This is a genomic window from Streptomyces sp. NPDC057287, from assembly GCF_042667905.1.
GTDB lineage: Bacteria > Actinomycetota > Actinomycetes > Streptomycetales > Streptomycetaceae > Streptomyces.
In genome coordinates, this window is sequence record NZ_JBHUYV010000002.1 from 183,751 (window position 1) to 198,817 (window position 15,067).

The 15,067-nt window shown below is 71.7% G+C and carries 16 protein-coding genes; 9 read left to right on the plus strand and 7 right to left on the minus strand.

The features are described 5' to 3' along the window. Positions 1–56 precede the first annotated feature (56 nt). Positions 57–965 (minus strand): NADP-dependent oxidoreductase, encoded by a 909-nt coding sequence (locus ACFUNE_RS04125; protein ID WP_383561992.1) that lies wholly within the window; start codon positions 963–965, stop codon positions 57–59. 114 nt (positions 966–1,079) lie between these two features. Between ACFUNE_RS04125 and ACFUNE_RS04130 the strand changes: the two genes are divergently transcribed. Then, positions 1,080–1,481, plus strand: a complete 402-nt coding sequence (locus tag ACFUNE_RS04130) for a MerR family transcriptional regulator (RefSeq protein ID WP_383561994.1) — start codon at positions 1,080–1,082, stop codon at positions 1,479–1,481. A gap of 154 nt (positions 1,482–1,635) precedes the next feature. On the opposite strand, the gene ACFUNE_RS04135 is transcribed toward ACFUNE_RS04130, so the two are convergent. After that, the gene (locus ACFUNE_RS04135) at positions 1,636–2,139 is read right to left on the minus strand and encodes a helix-turn-helix domain-containing protein (protein ID WP_383561996.1); all 504 of its coding nucleotides are present in this window, start codon (positions 2,137–2,139) and stop codon (positions 1,636–1,638) included. Positions 2,140–2,225: 86 nt separating this feature from the next. Here ACFUNE_RS04135 and ACFUNE_RS04140 point away from each other — a divergent pair, with 86 nt between their 5' ends. From ACFUNE_RS04140 to ACFUNE_RS04175, 8 genes are all read left to right on the plus strand, one after another. Further along, entirely contained in the window at positions 2,226–2,384 is a 159-nt protein-coding gene (locus ACFUNE_RS04140) for a hypothetical protein (RefSeq protein ID WP_383563085.1), read from the plus strand. A 154-nt stretch (positions 2,385–2,538) separates the two neighbouring features. Next, positions 2,539–4,812 (plus strand): LuxR C-terminal-related transcriptional regulator, encoded by a 2,274-nt coding sequence (locus ACFUNE_RS04145; RefSeq protein WP_383561998.1) that lies wholly within the window; start codon positions 2,539–2,541, stop codon positions 4,810–4,812. A gap of 428 nt (positions 4,813–5,240) precedes the next feature. Then, positions 5,241–6,242, plus strand: coding sequence for an ABC transporter substrate-binding protein (locus ACFUNE_RS04150; protein WP_383562000.1), 1,002 nt, complete (start codon positions 5,241–5,243; stop codon positions 6,240–6,242). Positions 6,243–6,252: 10 nt separating this feature from the next. Beyond that, complete coding sequence (locus ACFUNE_RS04155; protein WP_383562002.1) at positions 6,253–7,107, plus strand: ABC transporter permease; 855 nt, start codon at positions 6,253–6,255, stop codon at positions 7,105–7,107. Continuing rightward, positions 7,104–7,898, plus strand: a complete 795-nt coding sequence (locus ACFUNE_RS04160; protein WP_383562004.1) for an ABC transporter permease — start codon at positions 7,104–7,106, stop codon at positions 7,896–7,898. Before ACFUNE_RS04155 ends, ACFUNE_RS04160 begins: the two co-directional genes overlap by 4 nt. Further along, entirely contained in the window at positions 7,895–8,737 is an 843-nt protein-coding gene (locus tag ACFUNE_RS04165; protein WP_383562006.1) for an ABC transporter ATP-binding protein, read from the plus strand. Before ACFUNE_RS04160 ends, ACFUNE_RS04165 begins: the two co-directional genes overlap by 4 nt. 155 nt (positions 8,738–8,892) lie before the next feature. Beyond that, a complete protein-coding gene (locus ACFUNE_RS04170) occupies positions 8,893–9,498 on the plus strand; it encodes a flavin reductase family protein (RefSeq protein ID WP_383562008.1) in 606 nt (201 codons plus the stop codon). A gap of 13 nt (positions 9,499–9,511) precedes the next feature. Continuing rightward, positions 9,512–10,726, plus strand: a complete 1,215-nt coding sequence (locus ACFUNE_RS04175) for an acyl-CoA dehydrogenase family protein (RefSeq protein WP_383562010.1) — start codon at positions 9,512–9,514, stop codon at positions 10,724–10,726. Between the two features lie 245 nt (positions 10,727–10,971). On the opposite strand, the gene ACFUNE_RS04180 is transcribed toward ACFUNE_RS04175, so the two are convergent. The 5 genes from ACFUNE_RS04180 to ACFUNE_RS04200 all read right to left on the minus strand — a co-directional run bounded on the left by ACFUNE_RS04180 (position 10,972) and on the right by ACFUNE_RS04200 (position 14,910). Beyond that, the gene (locus tag ACFUNE_RS04180) at positions 10,972–11,850 is read right to left on the minus strand and encodes an alpha/beta fold hydrolase (protein WP_383562012.1); all 879 of its coding nucleotides are present in this window, start codon (positions 11,848–11,850) and stop codon (positions 10,972–10,974) included. 73 nt (positions 11,851–11,923) lie between these two features. Next, positions 11,924–12,127: a hypothetical protein gene (locus ACFUNE_RS04185; protein WP_383562014.1), complete on the minus strand. Its 204-nt coding sequence runs from the start codon at positions 12,125–12,127 to the stop codon at positions 11,924–11,926. After that, the gene (locus tag ACFUNE_RS04190) at positions 12,124–13,137 is read right to left on the minus strand and encodes an alpha/beta fold hydrolase (RefSeq protein ID WP_383562016.1); all 1,014 of its coding nucleotides are present in this window, start codon (positions 13,135–13,137) and stop codon (positions 12,124–12,126) included. The genes ACFUNE_RS04185 and ACFUNE_RS04190 overlap by 4 nt, the downstream gene beginning before the upstream one ends. A gap of 71 nt (positions 13,138–13,208) precedes the next feature. After that, entirely contained in the window at positions 13,209–13,997 is a 789-nt protein-coding gene (locus ACFUNE_RS04195) for an SDR family NAD(P)-dependent oxidoreductase (RefSeq protein WP_383562018.1), read from the minus strand. Positions 13,998–14,106: 109 nt separating this feature from the next. Continuing rightward, complete coding sequence (locus tag ACFUNE_RS04200; protein WP_383562020.1) at positions 14,107–14,910, minus strand: alpha/beta hydrolase; 804 nt, start codon at positions 14,908–14,910, stop codon at positions 14,107–14,109. Positions 14,911–15,067: the final 157 nt, after the last annotated feature.

The following is a 15,067-nucleotide window of genomic DNA, read 5'->3' on the forward strand; positions in this document are numbered from 1 at the left end:
GATGATCCACAAGCCGTGCCCCATGCTCCTTACGCAGCCGTATCGGCTCCCTGCGGTCACACGAGGACCACGATCTTCCCCCGCACGTGTCCGCCTTCGGAGTGGGCGTGCGCCTGCGCGATGTCTTCCAGCCGGTAGGCCCGATCGATGCGCGGCACGTAGCGACCCTGCTCGCCGAGGGCGCCCGCTTCGGCCAGGAGCGTGGAGTCGTTGACCGCGTCGGCCACCCGGACGCCCAGACGCTGTGCGTTCACGTGGTCGGCGACCGTCACCACGCGGTCCGGGGCGCCGGCGATCTCGACGAGATCGGACAGGGAGCCGGAAGCGGCGGCATCGAGAACGAGGTCGACCCCGTTCGGGGCCAGGCCGGTGAGACGTTCCGCCAGGCCCGCACCGTAGGCGACGGGAATGGCACCCAGGGACGTGAGATACGCGTGGTTGCGCTCACTTGCCGTCCCGATCACGGTGGCGCCCAGGGTGCGAGCGATCTCGACCGCCGCGCCGCCGACTCCTCCGGCAGCCCCCTCGATCAGCAGGGTGCGACCCTCCAGCTGATCGCCGAGCGCCTTGAGTCCGCCCAGCGCCGTCACGGACGCCAGGCCGGCCCCGGCCGCCTCCTCGTCGCTCCAGGCGGTGGGGGCGGGAGCCCAGGCCGAGAGCACCGCCAGCTCGGCCGTCGCGCCCGTCACTCCGCACAGACCGAAGACACGGTCCCCGATCTCCACCGAAGTGGCCCCTTCTCCGATCATGTCCACCAGACCTACGACGTCGCGTCCCGGGATCGCCGGCAGATCGACCGGGAAGAAGTCGCGCACCGATCCGTTGCGCACCTTCCAGTCGACGGGATTGACGCCGGCCGCCGCGACACGGACGCGGATCTCCCCAGGCCCCGGCAGAGGGTCCGGGGCGTGCTCGACGACGAGGGTGTCCGTACCGCCGTACTCGTGGTAACGGGCTGCGCGCATGAGGACCTGCCTTGTGTGTGTGGACGGCTTGGTATGCCTTGACGTCGACTACGCTAAAACCTGACGTCGACGTGAGGTGCAAGTCGAGGCTTCCGCCAGGAGGAAGAAGGACGCGTGCGGATCGGTGAGGTGGCTCGTCAGGCCGGGGTGAGCGTGAGAGCTCTGCGCTACTACGAGGAGCAGGACCTGCTGCAGGCCGAACGCAGCTCCGGCGGGCAGCGTCGGTATCCGGACTCGGCTGTCGACCGGGTACAGCTGATCCAGCAGCTGTTCGCCGCCGGGCTGCCGAGCAGATCTGTGCGGGAGGTGCTGCGCAGCGTGTACTCCGGCACGGTGGAGCTGGGGCTTCTCTCTCAGTTGGAGAGCGAACGCGCACGGATCAGTGGGCGGATCACCGACCTCCTTGCCGCACGTGACCGGCTCGACCGAGTGATCGCCACCACACGCAACCCTCCGCCCGAATGCGCCCACGGCCGGGCGCCGGTGCAACCGGCTCGCAGCGCCGCATCCAGTTGACCGGTGGTGCCGTCCTGCCAGGGCATGCGGTCGACGTCCCCCTCGCGCGCGATCACGGTGCCCACCCTTCTCGTCACCGGGGACGAGGACCGGTACTGCACCGCAGGCACCCGGACGTCCGAAGACGGTGCCGGCCGACGAGCGGCCGTACGTGTCAGCTGATCCGGAGACCGACCGCCAGCGTGAGTTCAAGGGCCCGCTGTGGAGATGCGAGATCCGGGAACAGCTCCCGCAGCTGCGACATCCGGTACCGGACTGTCTGAGGATGGACGAACAAGGCCGCCGCCACCTCGTCCCGCCTGCCCTGGTGCAGCAGCCATGCCCGCAACGTCTCCTCCAGCCGCCGTGCGGTCGCGGCAGGCAAGGTCTGCAACGGTGCGAGGGCTCGGGCACGCAGGTCTGCGAACGCGTCCACGTCGGCGCTCAGCACCAGCTCGGGCAGGTAGTCCTCGGTGTCGCGAATATCAGAGGAGAGGGAGCGGGCGCGTCGGCGGATGGTGGCGCCCATGCGGCCCGAAAGGGCGTTGGCGTAGGGAGGGACCTCGTCGATGATCGCCTGGACGACCTCGTCGGCGGTGGTCTTCAGCGCGGTCCGAAGTGCGGTGACCGTCGTCCCATCGAGGGCCAGTTCGCTGGCCCTCCGGGTTGCATGGCTCACCTTTTGTTCCCTGCGAACAATTCAGCTGACCAGATTTACGTTCTGCGGTCAGGACTTTACGCCCTGAGGCACAGCAAGCTGGAGCCATGACGAGTGCAGCCCTCCGCAGCAGGGCGTGGAAACTGCTGGAGATGGTCACGACGCCGCTGCCGCCGTCCGACTACACGCCTGCGGCAGGACCCGAACATCCCGTCGGCTCGGGTGACGTTCGTGGCCCCGCCCGCGTCGACTCCCCTGGTCCGTGATGAACGTCACTGGGCCTTGACGGGTGAGTGTGCCTGCTCGGAGCCTTGGGGCCTCTGCTGAAGGTGGCCTGTGAGCGGACCTGGTGACATGAACGGTGCTGGTGGTTGTGGGGACGAGGTCGGTGCGGTGGTACGCCTTCTGGATGATCCGGAGGTGCGACTGCTGACACTCGTCGGAATCGGCGGGGTCGGCAAGAGCCGCCTGGCGCGGCAGGTGTGCGGGGAGCTGGAGCGGAGCGGTACGGACGTCCGTGTCGTGGAACTCGCCGGTGCCGCCGGGCCCGAGGCGGCGCTCGCCCTCCTCACCGAGGCGCTCCCCACACCACCGGCGGAAGGCGTCGCCCCCCATGTGGTGCTCGCCGAGAACCTGGAGGCCGTGCTGCCGCTCGCTCCCGCCCTCGGCGAGCTCCTGGCCGAACACCCCCGCCTCACGGTCCTCGCGACGAGCCGTGCGGCCGGCAGGCTCACCGACGAACACCTCCACCGCGTCCGCCCGCTCGACGTCACGGACGGGGCCGCCGCCCGCGAACTCTTCCTGTGGCACGCCCGACGGGTCGCCTACCAGGGCAGTCTCGACGCGCACGAGCACACGGTCACCGCGATCTGCCGGCAGCTCGAAGGGCACCCGCTCGCGCTGGTCATCGCGGCCAGGCAGCTCGCCGCCCTGCCCGCCGAGGCGCTGCTCGCCCGGCTGCGCGAAGGATGGTCCCTCACCATGCAGGGCCCCGTAGACCTGTCCGACCGGCACCGCAGCATGGGCAGGGTCCTGGACGACAGTGTCACCGCGCTCTCCCCGGCCACCCGTCAACTCCTCTCACGCCTGAGCGTGTTCGAAGATCGCTTCACGTACGCCGCCGCCGTCGACGTACTCGATGAGGAGTCGGCGGACGAGACGCTGTGGGAAGGCGTCAGCGAACTCGTCGCCCACGAACTGCTGCACCCCGCCACCGGCGGCGGCACCGGAATCGGCTTCCGCATGCCCGGCGTCGTACGCGAGTACGCGCGCCGACTGCTCAAGGACGGCGCCGGAGCACAGATCGCCGACGCCCTGCGCGGTGCACACGCCCGCCACTTCGGCGGACGGGTCCTGGACGGGCACGACGAGCACGGCACGGCGGCCGAGGACTGGGCCCGCCGCGTCGAGGAGGAGCTGCCGGACGTGCGGGCGGCGCTCCGGTTCCTCATCGACTCCGCCGACCACCGCGCTCTCGACCTGGCTGCCGCGCTGCGCGGCCACTGGCTCGGCCGGGGCCGACTGCACGAGGGCATCGGCCTGCTCGACGAGGTGCTCGCGCTGCCCGCCACCGGAGAGGGCACCGCCAGGCTGCGGGCTCGCGAGGCGCATGCCGTACTCACCGGAGCGGCGAGTTCCTACGCCCACGCGCTGACCGCGCTCCAGGAGTGCGCCGACGGCTGGCAGGAAGCGGGGGAGACGACCGCGCGGGCCCGGACCCTCGTCGACCTGGCCGCCGCCGAGTTCGAGGCGCACGGATTCGACCGTGCCGAACCCCTGTACCAGGAGGCGATCGCCGTCCTCGACGAGGCCGGGGACCGCTGGTGGGCCGCACGCGCCCGCAGCCTGCTCGGGGCGTCCGCCGCGGCCACCGAGACGCACCGCGCGCTCGCCAAGACGGCGCTGGACGAGGCCGTACGCGGTTTCCGGGAGCTCGGCGAGAGCACCTGGACCCACGTTCCTTACCAGCAACTGGGGAGGATGCTGTACGAGGAGGGACACGACGTGCAGGCCGTCGCGCTGCTCAGCGAAGGGCTCGGCCTCGCCCAGCGCAACGGCGACGACTGGAACGCCTCCGTCTTCCTCAACCTGTTGGCCGACGTCAGGCTCTCGCGCGGCGAGGCGGGCCGGGCGGGCGGCCACCACCTCGACAGCCTGCGCCTCGTGGAGGGGATCGGGGCCAGGCCGCGGTACGTCTGGTGCCTCGAAGGGCTGGCCGCGTGCCTCGACGACCTCGGCGAGACCCCCTACGCCGCGCGGCTCGTGGGCCTGTCCCGGGCCGTGCGCTCCCGGCTCACCCTGGACGGCTGGGTCGAGTTCCCGGCCCGTGCGATCGACCTGAGCAGCATCCAGTGGAGCCTGTCCCGCCCGGTCTTCGAGCGACTGTGCGCCGAAGGGGCGAAACTCACGGTGGGCGACATCCTCGCCGAGGTGCCGCCGCTGCTCGCCACGAAGCGCGCTCCCAGCCCCCGCAGGGAACGCCGCAGGCGCCACCCCGACGGGCTGACCGGCCGTGAGGCCGAAGTGCTGAGGCTCATCGCCTCCGGCGCGACGAGCCGGGCCATCGCCTCCGAACTGTTCATCAGCATCGAGACGGTGGGCCGCCACATCAGCAACCTGTACCGCAAGATCGGTGTCTCCAGCCGTGCCGAGGCCACGGCCCACGCCATCCGCTCCGGTCTCCTGGAGGAGTGACCCCGGGCGTTCCCCGTATCGGCCTCCCGGCACCCGGCACCCGGATCCCGGCGCTGCCCGCATCAGCCGCGTCTGGCCGAAAGATGACCAGTTCCTGTGACGGAACGAGGGGTGGACACCGCCGCGCTCCCTCCCCGTCCCGGTCGCCCCAAACTGCCCTACGGGCCTTTCTTGCCTGATCACCGCCCTGATCCGCCATGATCGGCCGTGACATACGGACGATAAGAGCCGTTCACGCGGTGTACCCATGGCTGTCGGCGCGCGGCCGTGGTGAATACCGAGTTCTGGCCATTGCCCCTCCCCGGGCCCGGACAGCACGCTCTGTCTGTCGGAACTCCCCTCCCGACTTCCTCGTACCGTCTCCTCTCCCGTACCCGGTCCTGCCGGGGACCGGAGAGGCGGCCGGCATCGACCGGAAGGACCGCCGTATGGACTCCCCGCCACCCCTCCTGCCGCCCGGCCGCGGCCCGCGCCGCCGCGGCCTCGCCGCCGTCTCGGCCGTTCTCGCTCTCGGCGCTCTCGGCGCGCTCGTGGGCTGCGGGCCCGACCGGGAGCTCAGCCGGCACGACGGGCTCGCCGTCGTGCACGTCGGGTACATCCCGGTCGTCGACGCGGCCGCCTTCACCCTCGCCGTGGACAAGGGCTGGTTCCGGGACGAGGGCATCGACGCGCGGGCCGACGCGACGAGCGCCGGCGCCCTGCTCACCAACCTCATCAACGGCACCGACCAGTTCGCCCTCTGCGAGACCGCCGGAGTGGTCTCCGCCTACGCCAAGGGGCTGCCCGTCCACGTGATCGGTGGAGTCAGCAAGGCCGCTCCCCGGCCCGAGGACGACAGCGGCGGACTCCTGGTCATGAAGGACGGGCCGGTCAAGAAGCCCGCGGACCTCAACGGACGCACCGTCGCCGTCGGCCAGCTCAAAGGCGGCGGAGAGGTGGCGCTGCGCGCCGCGCTGGACAAGGCCGGGGCCGACAGCGATCGGGTCAAGATACTGGAGATGCCGCTGTCCGACATGACGGCCGCCCTCGTCCGGGGCCGCATCGACGCCATGAGCACGATCTCGCCGTTCGACACTGCCGCCCTCTCCCAGGGCGCCGTCCGCATCATGTCGCCCGGAGTCGAGGCAGCCCCGCACGGCATGCAGATGGCCGTGGCCACCTCCTCCGTCTTCGAGAAGAAGAACCCGGAGATCGTGGACGGCTTCCGGCGCGCACTGGGCAAAGGCATCGCCTATGCCGCCGCCCACCCCGCAGAGGTGCGGAAGGTCCTGCCCTCGATCAGCCCCGTGCCCGAGGAGCTGATCCCCACGATGAAGCTCCCCGTGTTCGACGCCTCCACCCCCCGGTCCTCGCTCGACGTGTGGGTCGACCTCATGGAGCGCTACCGGTTCCTCTCCGAACCCGTCGACGTCGACAAGCTGCTGAGCTGAAGGGCACCGCATGACCACTCTCCCCGAGCCCCTCGCCCCGCCCGGCGCCCCCGCCGCCCGGACCACCACGCACCGGCCCGCCCGCGGCCGGCTCCCTTACCGCACGCCCCTCAGCCAGCTCGGCTTCGCCGTCGCCGCCCTGCTCACCTGGGAACTGGCCGTGCGTGAGGGGCTGCTGCCCCAGAGCTCCGTACCCACCGCGAGCGCCACGGCCTCGGCGCTGCGCACGATCGCCGGGAGCGGCGGCTTCTGGCACGCACTGGGGCAGACCGCACTCGGTTGGTGCGCCGGGCTGCTGCTGTGCACGGCCATCGGTGTGCCCGTCGGGCTGCTCGTCGGCACGTCACGGTTCCTGACCCGCAGCACCCGGCTGCTCACCGACTTCCTGCGCACCATCCCGGCCGTCGCCCTGTGCCCGGTGTTGCTGCTGACGCTGGGCTCGACGATGGCGATGAAGCTCGTACTCGTCGTCGCCGGAGCGGTCTGGCCCATGCTGACGGCGACCGTCGACGGGGTGCGGCACGTCGACCCGGTGGCGGCGGACACCTTCCGCACCTTCCGCCTCCCCGCCCACCAGCGGGTCCGCCGTCTGCTCCTGCCCTCCGCGCTCCCGTTCCTGGTGACCGGGGTGCGCAACTGCGCCGTCCTCGCCCTCATGCTGACCACCGCCGGGGAGTACCTCGGGGCCGCGCCCGGCATCGGCAACGAACTCTCCCGGACCCAACAGGCCGGGGCGATCGACCGCATGTTCGCGCTCCTGGTCGTCGCAGGACTGCTCGGCGTCGCCCTCAACAGCTTCCTGATGGCGGCCGAACGCCTCGCCCTGCCCTGGACACCCGCCCACCGAAAGGAGACCCGCCGGTGAACCGCGTCCCGCGGCTGCTGAGGGCCGCCGCTCACGAACTGTGGCTGCCCGCCCTGCTGGTCGCCGTCCTCTGGGCGGTCACCGTGCGACACCATTCCTTCTTCTTCCCCTCTCTGCCCAGAATCCTGCGGGCCTTCCGGGACCTGTGGCTCTTCGACCGGCTCGGCTCCGATGCCGTGCCCAGTGTCCTCAACCTGCTCGCCGGACTCCTGCTCGCCGGACTCGTCGGCGTCGCCCTCGGACTGCTCCTCGGCCGCGCCGGGTGGCTGTACGACGCCACGCGACCGGTCCTGGAGTTCCTGCGCGCCGTCCCCGGCATCGCCCTCGTCCCCGTCGCCCTGGTCCTGCTCGGCACCGGCGACGGGATGAAGGCCGCCGTCATCGCGTACGGCACGGTGTGGCCCATCCTGCTCGGCACCATGGACGGCGTGCGGTCCCTCGATCCGACCGTCGTGGCCATGGCCGACAGCTACCGGCTTCCGCGTGGGCTGCGCCTCCTGCGCGTCGTCCTGCCCGGCGCAGCCGCCCAGATCATGGCCGGCGCCCGGGTCTCCGTAGCCCTCGGCGTGGTCCTCATCGTCGCCAGCGAGTACACCGCCTCCACCCACGGCATCGGCTACCTGCAACTCCAGTCCCAACGCACCTTCGACATACCCGAGATGTGGGCGTCGCTCCTGCTGCTCGGCATCCTCGGATACGCGAGCAACCTCGCCTTCCGCGCCCTCGAATCGCGTCTGCTGCGCTGGTACACCGGGCAGCGCGCCGCCGGACAAGGAGACCCCCTCTCATGACCGCACCCGCAGCCCACCCCTCCGCCGGTCGCCACCAGGACCTCATGGGCCCCGACCGGGCGGCCCCGCTCCTCGACGTGCACGGCATCGCCAAGTCCTACGGCAGCGGGGACACCGCCCGCCACGTCCTCGGCGGCGTCCACTTCGAGGTCCACGACCGCGAGTTCGTCACCGTCGTAGGCCCTTCGGGTGCGGGCAAGACCACTCTGCTGCGCTGTCTGGCGGGGCTGCTCGCACCCGACTCCGGAGAGGTCAGGCTCGCCGGCGCCCCCGTGCACGCCCCGCCCGAGGGACTCGCCCTCGTCTTCCAGGACTACTCCCGCTCGCTGCTCCCCTGGATGAGCGTCCTCGACAACGTCCAACTCCCCCTGCGGCGCAGGGGCAGCAGCAAGGGTGAGCGCCGGGCCGCGGCCCAGGAGGCGCTTTCCGCCGTGGGGCTCGCCGAGGCCGGGCCTCTCTACCCCTGGCAGATGTCCGGCGGCATGCAGCAGCGCGCCGCCATCGCTCGCGCCCTCGCCTGCACCCCACGGGTCCTGATCATGGACGAACCCTTCGCCTCCGTCGACGCGCAGACCCGCGCCGACCTCGAAGACCTCACCCTGCGACTGCAACGACAACGCGGCATGACCGTCGTCCTGGTGACCCACGACATGGACGAGGCCGTCTACCTCGCCGACCGCGTGGTCGTCCTCTCCGGCGCCCCCACCGGCGTCAGCGAGATCGTCCCCGTCGACCTGGGCACCGAACGCGAACAGGTCGCCACCAAACTGCTGCCCGCCTTCGCCGAACTGCGCGCCCACGTCCTGGGACTCGTCCGCAGGCCCGCCCCCGCCGAGTGACGGCCACCGGCCAGGAGTCGGTAGTGCCCGCACACCGCGGTCCGCGGGGAGTACCGAGTTCCGGGGATGAGCCGTCCGGACCTCGCACCCCACGATGAACGGGCCGCCGGCCCACCACCCGGAGAACCGGCCCCACGAAGATTCGGAGGACCGCCATGTCCGCCACAGCACCACCTCACCAGGACGAAGCAGGGCAGGCCCTCGCGGCCGACTTCAAGGACGCGATGGCCGCACTCTGCTCGCCGGTCACCGTGGTCACCGCCCGCCGCGAGGACGGCAGCCCCTGCGGCGTGACCGTGAGTGCCTTCGCGTCCCTGTCCCTCGACCCGCCCATGGTCACCATCGCCCTCGACCGACGCTCCAGCCTCCTGCCGGCCGTAGAGGCCACCGGCAGACTCGGCGTCTGCCTCCTGGGCGCCGACGGCCAGCAGCTCGCCCTCACCTTCGCCACGCCCCTGGCCGACCGCTTCGCCTCTGTGGCCTGGCACCACGAGAACGGGCTGCCCCGGCTCAGCGAGGCTCCGGTCTGGCTGGAGTGCGAGGCCACCACCCTGGTCGAGGGCGGCGACCACGTCCTCGTCCTCGCCACAGTGCTCGCGGCCGGTACGCGCGACGCCCGGACCCTCGCCTACCAGAACCGGCGTTTCGGCACCCACCGTCCCCTGCCCGCACCGAAGGAGGAGCGCCGGAAGCCCGCCGCCGCCCCGCAGAGCCGCACCGCCCGCGGCGCCCACACCCGACGTGACACCACCCACACCTGAGAACAGGAACATCATGACCACCTACGCCACCCAGCCCGCCACGACCACCGCCTGGCCCACCGAACCGGCCGCGCGGCGTGCCCACGCCCTCGCCGCCGTCGAGGCGATCAGGGAGGACCTCACCCTCGGCGCGGTCGAGTCGGAGGAGCAGCGGCGACTCAGTGACCGGTCGGCCCACGCACTCAGGTCCTCCGGAGTGCTCGGCATCATGACCCCCGACGATCTCGGCGGGAACGTGGTCGGTGCCGTGACCGCCTTCGAGATCATCGAGAAGATCGGCCACATCGACCCCGCCACCGCCTGGACCGCCACCATCCTCCTGGAGGGCGCCGGGGAACTCGCCACCGTCGTCGCCCCCGCCACCGCCCGCAAGCTCTTCGACGGAAACCTCGCCCTCAAGGCCGCCTCGCTCAAGCCGGGCACCGCCGAACGGGTCGAGGGCGGCTACCGGGTGAGCGGACGCTGGGACTTCGTCAGCGGACTCCACCACGCCGACTACGTGGGCGCGACCTTCCTCGTCGACGACGCCGAGGGCCGCCCCGTACGCCGCGCCGCCATCCTGCCCAAGGCCGACATTCAGGTGCTCGACGACTGGCGGGTCCTGGGCATGCGCGGCACCGGCAGCAGCAGCTTCGCCGTCGAAGGGATCCATGTGGCGGACGAGTTGGTCTACGACCCGATGGGCTACGGCCGGCGCGGGGACACCCCGCTCGCGCTGCTCGGCATGGTGCCCTACGTCCTCCAGATGCACCCGGGGATGGTCCTGGGAGCCGCCCGCCGGGCCCTCGACGAGATCATCGACGCCGCGCCCCGCATCCGACGGGGCAGCCGCATCAACCTCAGCCGACCGGCTGCCTTGTCCGAACTCACCTGGTTCCAGCGGGAACTGGGCGAACTCGACGCCCGGGTGCGATCCGTGCGCAGCCTCGCCATGGAGACCCTGACCGAGGTCGACCAGGTCATCGGCAGGGGTGAGAAGGCCGAACTGCCCCTCCTGGACCGGATGCAGACCACGGCCTCGCTCGCCGCGAAGACCGCGGTCGAGGTCGTCACCCGCGTCTTCCGGCACGCCGGGGCCGCGGCGATCCTCGAAGGCTCGGTGTTCGGCAAACTCGTGCGCGACCTCAACACCATCTCCGCCCACGGGGTGATGTCCGAGGCCGGCTTCGAGAGCCACGCCGAGTTCGTCCTCGGTCTCCAGACGCCGGAGAACCGCCGCATGGTCTGAGCGCGCCGCGCCCGTACGGCTCGTGTCCCCATGGCACCGGTCGGCGGGCGCGGGCCGTGCGAGACCCGCGTACTCGACGTTCACCGCTTCTGACCGGCGGAAAAGGGCGACGTCCGCCGCGTCCGTCGCCCTCCGCCGCCCCGGCCGGCCGGTGCTCACCGCCCGCCCGGCCGAACCGCACAAGGCCCACCCCAGGATCGAAACCGTCGAACTCGCCTGAGGTCGGGATCGTCCGAACGCGGCGGTCAGCCGGTCGCCTCGGCGGCCTCCACTATCAGGTTCTCGACCCGGCCAGGGTGGGAGAGCATGACCAGGTGGGACGCGCCGTCGACCACGACGGTGTGAGCGCCGGCCCGCCGTGCCATGAACTTCTCGGTCGCGGCCGGGATCGCCCGGTCGGCCCCGGCGACCAGGTACCAGGACGGGATCGTCTTCCAGGCCGGTACGCCGCTCGGGGCCTGGAGGGCGGCCAGGTCCACCGGGCGCTGCTGGGCGGCCAGCAGCTCGGCGTCGGATCCGCGCAGGTCGGCCGCCATGACGGCACGGAACTTCGCCGGGGCGACGTATCCGTCCGCGCCACCGCCGCCGGCGACCGCGTAGGGCCGGACGACGAGCGCCTCGCCGAGCCGGCTTCCGGGGTTGAGACCTACCAGCGCCAGACCGCTCTCGCCCTGGTCGGGAGCGAATGCCGCGATGTACACCAGGGCCTTGACGTTCGCGTGCCCCACCGCGGCGTTGGTGATCACCTCACCGCCGTACGAGTGGCCGACCAGGACCACCGGCCCGGGGACGGAGTCGAGGAGGCTGCTGACATAGGCCGCGTCGGAGTCCAGGCCCCGCAGCGGGTTGGCCGCGGCGATGACCGGATAGCCGTCGTGCCGGAGCCGCGCGACGACCCCGCTCCAGCCGGAGGAGTCGGCGAAGGCGCCGTGGACCAGGACGACGGTGGGCTTGGGGGCGTGCCGGGCCTGCGCCGACACTGCCGACGGAGCCGGAGCCGGTGCCGAGGAGGCTGGGGAGACGGCGGGTACGGTCAGGACGGCGACGGCCAAGGCGGCCGGGATGGCCACGCGCCGGTGGAACCAGCGGTTGCCGTGCGGCGGGACCGACGGGGTTTCGGGCATGGTGGAGTCCTTCTCCTGGTAGGGCTGCTGGGGTGCGGCGTACGGGATCGCACGTCGCCGGGGCGGACGGCGGTCAGACGGTGGGCGGCGGGCCCGCGACGCTCACGCGGAAGGACTCCGCGGAGGCGAGGACGTTCCCGATGTCGAATGCGGGGGCCTCGTCGTCGAGGGCAGTGGCGGCTATGCCGTTCGCGCTGAACCACTTCTCGCCGCCGAGGAAGCAGAAGGGTTCGCTGTCGGCTCCGGCGAAGGTGTGGTCGGGAAAGGGCGCGATCACGACGTGCGTCCGAGGAAGGAGAGCAGGAGTGCGGTCATCTTCCCGGGTCGCTCCTCGTAGATCCAGTGGCCGGAGTCGGGGACGACGACACCGGTGACCTGCTTCGCGTACCGGCGGACCTGGTCGGGTACGGCCTCGCCGAGGCTGCCCGAGGCGCCGACCGCCAGGACCGGCATGGTCAGCTTCGTCCGCCGGTTGACGGCGTTGTCCTCGACGTCCTGGGGGAAGGTCCGGAACCACTTGAAGCTCGCCGACAGGTGGGCCGGGTCCTTCAGCGCATCGGCGAACACGGCGATGTCGTCGTCGGTGACGGAGCCCTTGCGGACTTCGAGGCTGTCGACGAATCCGCCCACCCACTGCTCCTCGCGGCCGGCCACGACCTTTTCGGGAAGGCCGTTGGCGAGGGAGAAGAAGCCGAAGTTCCAGGCGGCCGGGCCGGCGGCGGTCAGGGACGGGAACGTGTAGAGGCTCGCGTCCGGGATCGGGGCCTCGCTGAGGACGAGTTTCTTCACGTCGCGGGGGTGCGCGGCGGCGTAGGAGTAGGCGACCATCGAGCCGATGTCGTGGCCGACCAGCCGGATGTCGTCGGCGTGCCCGATCGTGCGGAGCAGTGTGTGGACTGCTGCGGCCATCGACTTCTTGTCGTAGCCGTCGGCCGGGGCGTCGCTCTTGCCGGCGCCGGGCAGGCTGGGCGCGATGACGGTGTAGTGCCGGGAGAGCTCCGGCAGGAGGGCGCGCCACTCGTACCAGGTCTCCGGGTAGCCGTGGAGCAGGACGAGGGTCGGACCGTGGCCGCCGATCACGTAGTCGAGGCCGACGGCCTTGTGCTCGGTGAACCCGGCCGGTATCAGTGGGTCGGCGGACCGGACCGCGGTCGTCGCGGCCTTGGTGTGCGGGGTCGCGGCGGAGACGGTGCCGGCGGAGAGGGTGCTGGTGCTGAGGCCGAACGCCGCGGCGATCGCGAGCGGTGCCAGGACGCGTGGCCGGAAGAAGGCATGACGGTGCTTCACGGGTGCTCCAGTCAGGAGGAAGGCGTGGCTTGTGGTGATGAGAGGTGCTTGCGGCCGGCCCGGGGCTGGGCTCACAGGGTGCTGACGAGACCGCCGTCGACGACGAAGTCGGACCCGGTGATGTTCGCGGCCCGGTCGCCGGCCAGGAACACGACGAGGTCGGCGACCTCGTCCGGGCGGGTGAACCGCCCGGTGGCGGCGTCGGCGGCGGCCCGCTCGGCCACGGCGTCGGCGGAGCCGCCGGTGGCGGCGGCGACCGTCGCGGCGACCCCGTCGCGCGCCAGCCACAGGCCGGTGGCGACGGGGCCGGGGCTCACGGTGTTGACGCGGACGCCCCGCGGGCCCACCTGCTTGGACAGGGACTTGCAGAAGTTCGACAGTGCGGCTTTCGACGCGCTGTAGTCGATCACGAGCGGGTCGGGCAGGAACGCGTTGACGGAACTCACCGTCACGATGCTCCCCGCTCCGCGCTCCAGCAGGTGGGGGAGCGCGGCCCGGGTGGTGCGTACGGGGGCCAGGAGGTTGACGGACAGCGTCGCGGCCCAGTCGTCGTCGGTCACCGCGAGGAAGCCGTCGGTGCGGGGCCGGACGGCACCCACGTTGTTCACCAGAATGTCCATGCCACCGTAGGCGAAGGTCGCGGCGGCGATCAGCTCGGCCGGTCCCTCGGGCGCGGTCAGGTCCACCGCGACCGTGAGGACGTCGCCTTCGGCGGCCAGCGCCCGCAGCTCGGGGGTGATCTCCCGCGAACCGGTCACGACCCGGGCACCCTCACGTACGAGTGCCCCGGCCACGGCGAGTCCGATGCCACGGCTCGCGCCGGTGACGACCGCGGTCCTTCCGGTCAGGTGCAGATCCATGCCCAGGGCCCTTCGACGGTGCCGGTGCTGTCGGTGAAGTGTGGTTCGGAGGAGACAACGTTCAACGGCGGCTTCGCGTAACGGAGCTGCCGTTCGACGGAAGCGCCGTTCAGAGGGAGTGCCGCCGCAGCCAGGCCAGTGCGGTGTCGGCGACCTCGCGCCAGCCGCCGTCGATCGTCAGCGAATGTCCGCGGTCGGGGAAGTCGGTGATGTCGGTGACGGCGTCGGAGTGCCGGTACTGCTTGAGGGTGGCCCGGACGACGGCTTCCGGCACCGTGTGGTCCTTGCCGCCGGTCATCAGCAGCAGCGGTCCGCGCGAGCTGTTGGCGGTGTCGACCTTTGCCGGCGAGTGCGGGTCGAAGTTGGCGGCGGCGGCCTCGAACAGGGGCTTGCCCGGGGCGGGGATCGCCCAGCGCTCGAACAGCTCCACCGACTCCTCCGCGGACACGGCGTTGCCGAACGCGAAGCGGAACTGGTCGGCCGTGAGGGAGACCGCGCGGTGCTTGTTGCCAGGGTTCTTGAACACCGGCAGCGTCGCGCGCAGTGCGGACAGCGGCAGCGGGAGCACTCCCTTGATCTGGGCGGCGTCGATCGCGACGGCGGCGGCCGCCAGGTTCTGCCCGAGGAGCTTCTGCGCGATCATGCCGCCGAAGGAGTGCCCGATCACGATGGGCGGGGCCGGCAGCTCCCGGATGATCGCCGCGTAGTGGTTCACCACATCGTCGATTCCGTGGTCGGCGATGCTCTCGGGGTTGGCACGGGCCTCCTCTACGGTGCCGGGGTCGCCGGGCCAGCCCGGTGCGACCGGGGCGTAACCCTCCCGCTGGAACAGGTCGAGCCAGGGGGTCCACGAGGTGGCGTGCAGCCACAGGCCGTGGATGAACACGACGGGGGCGGAGGGCGGTGACGTCATGACGACCTCTCGGTTCGGTGGGTTCGGTGGGTGCGGCGATGTGATCGATACGGCGTCGCGGCCGGTACGGCCAGGTGTCCGGCGCCGGGTCGGCACACCACGGGGGCGAGGGCGTTCGTACCGGGGAAAGACCCCAGTGCGTCCGTGCCGGAATCGG

Bases quoted from the DNA above. Each gene is read 5' to 3' on its own strand.
- ACFUNE_RS04140 (WP_383563085.1), top strand. From the start codon at position 2,226: ATGACGAGTGCAGCCCTCCGCAGCAGGGCGTGGAAACTGCTGGAGATG.
- ACFUNE_RS04170 (WP_383562008.1), top strand. From the start codon at position 8,893: ATGTCCGCCACAGCACCACCTCACCAGGACGAAGCAGGGCAGGCCCTC.
- ACFUNE_RS04165 (WP_383562006.1), top strand. From the start codon at position 7,895: ATGACCGCACCCGCAGCCCACCCCTCCGCCGGTCGCCACCAGGACCTC.
- ACFUNE_RS04155 (WP_383562002.1), top strand. From the start codon at position 6,253: ATGACCACTCTCCCCGAGCCCCTCGCCCCGCCCGGCGCCCCCGCCGCC.
- ACFUNE_RS04150 (WP_383562000.1), top strand. From the start codon at position 5,241: ATGGACTCCCCGCCACCCCTCCTGCCGCCCGGCCGCGGCCCGCGCCGC.
- ACFUNE_RS04180 (WP_383562012.1), bottom strand. From the start codon at position 11,850: ATGCCCGAAACCCCGTCGGTCCCGCCGCACGGCAACCGCTGGTTCCAC.
- ACFUNE_RS04175 (WP_383562010.1), top strand. From the start codon at position 9,512: ATGACCACCTACGCCACCCAGCCCGCCACGACCACCGCCTGGCCCACC.
- ACFUNE_RS04125 (WP_383561992.1), bottom strand. From the start codon at position 965: ATGCGCGCAGCCCGTTACCACGAGTACGGCGGTACGGACACCCTCGTC.
- ACFUNE_RS04195 (WP_383562018.1), bottom strand. From the start codon at position 13,997: ATGGATCTGCACCTGACCGGAAGGACCGCGGTCGTCACCGGCGCGAGC.
- ACFUNE_RS04200 (WP_383562020.1), bottom strand. From the start codon at position 14,910: ATGACGTCACCGCCCTCCGCCCCCGTCGTGTTCATCCACGGCCTGTGG.